Source organism: Rahnella sp. 2050 (assembly GCF_040544515.1).
Lineage (GTDB): Bacteria > Pseudomonadota > Gammaproteobacteria > Enterobacterales > Enterobacteriaceae > Rahnella > Rahnella aceris.
In genome coordinates this window covers 1-1698 of the sequence record NZ_JBEPKE010000018.1, presented here as the reverse complement: position 1 = coordinate 1698, position 1698 = coordinate 1, and the positions used below count along the sequence as shown (strand labels likewise).

Here is a 1698-nt window from a genome sequence, read left to right as displayed (position 1 = left end):
ATCAGACAATCTGTGTGGACACTGCACAATGCGTATCTTGAGGTAAGGAGGTGATCCAACCGCAGGTTCCCCTACGGTTACCTTGTTACGACTTCACCCCAGTCATGAATCACAAAGTGGTAAGCGCCCTCCCGAAGGTTAAGCTACCTACTTCTTTTGCAACCCACTCCCATGGTGTGACGGGCGGTGTGTACAAGGCCCGGGAACGTATTCACCGTAGCATTCTGATCTACGATTACTAGCGATTCCGACTTCATGGAGTCGAGTTGCAGACTCCAATCCGGACTACGACATACTTTATGAGGTCCGCTTGCTCTCGCGAGTTCGCTTCTCTTTGTATATGCCATTGTAGCACGTGTGTAGCCCTACTCGTAAGGGCCATGATGACTTGACGTCATCCCCACCTTCCTCCGGTTTATCACCGGCAGTCTCCTTTGAGTTCCCACCATTACGTGCTGGCAACAAAGGATAAGGGTTGCGCTCGTTGCGGGACTTAACCCAACATTTCACAACACGAGCTGACGACAGCCATGCAGCACCTGTCTCACGGTTCCCGAAGGCACTAAGCCATCTCTGGCGAATTCCGTGGATGTCAAGAGTAGGTAAGGTTCTTCGCGTTGCATCGAATTAAACCACATGCTCCACCGCTTGTGCGGGCCCCCGTCAATTCATTTGAGTTTTAACCTTGCGGCCGTACTCCCCAGGCGGTCGACTTAACGCGTTAGCTCCGGAAGCCACGCCTCAAGGGCACAACCTCCAAGTCGACATCGTTTACAGCGTGGACTACCAGGGTATCTAATCCTGTTTGCTCCCCACGCTTTCGCACCTGAGCGTCAGTCTTTGTCCAGGGGGCCGCCTTCGCCACCGGTATTCCTCCAGATCTCTACGCATTTCACCGCTACACCTGGAATTCTACCCCCCTCTACAAGACTCTAGCTTGCCAGTTTCAAATGCAGTTCCCACGTTAAGCGCGGGGATTTCACATCTGACTTAACAAACCGCCTGCGTGCGCTTTACGCCCAGTAATTCCGATTAACGCTTGCACCCTCCGTATTACCGCGGCTGCTGGCACGGAGTTAGCCGGTGCTTCTTCTGCGAGTAACGTCAATCACCACACGTATTAAGTATGATGCCTTCCTCCTCGCTGAAAGTGCTTTACAACCCTAAGGCCTTCTTCACACACGCGGCATGGCTGCATCAGGCTTGCGCCCATTGTGCAATATTCCCCACTGCTGCCTCCCGTAGGAGTCTGGACCGTGTCTCAGTTCCAGTGTGGCTGGTCATCCTCTCAGACCAGCTAGGGATCGTCGCCTAGGTGAGCCATTACCTCACCTACTAGCTAATCCCATCTGGGCACATCCGATGGCGTGAGGTCCGAAGATCCCCCACTTTGCTCTTTCGAGGTCATGCGGTATTAGCTACCGTTTCCAGTAGTTATCCCCCTCCATCAGGCAGTTTCCCAGACATTACTCACCCGTCCGCCGCTCGCCGGCAAAGTAGCAAGCTACTTTCCGCTGCCGCTCGACTTGCATGTGTTAGGCCTGCCGCCAGCGTTCAATCTGAGCCATGATCAAACTCTTCAATTAAAAGTTCGATTTGCTTCAACAAGTGAAGCGGTGCTCAGAGATTACTTCGTAATAATTCAACTAAATGAATTACTGCTTGGTCACTCTAAGACTTGATATTTTTTGCCACCGA

Annotated in this window: 1 rRNA gene; it reads right to left on the bottom strand. The window is 52.4% G+C overall.

What is annotated here, in order from left to right:
- Positions 1–43 precede the first annotated feature (43 nt).
- Positions 44–1586 (bottom strand): 16S ribosomal RNA (locus ABIC79_RS25585).
- Positions 1587–1698: the final 112 nt, after the last annotated feature.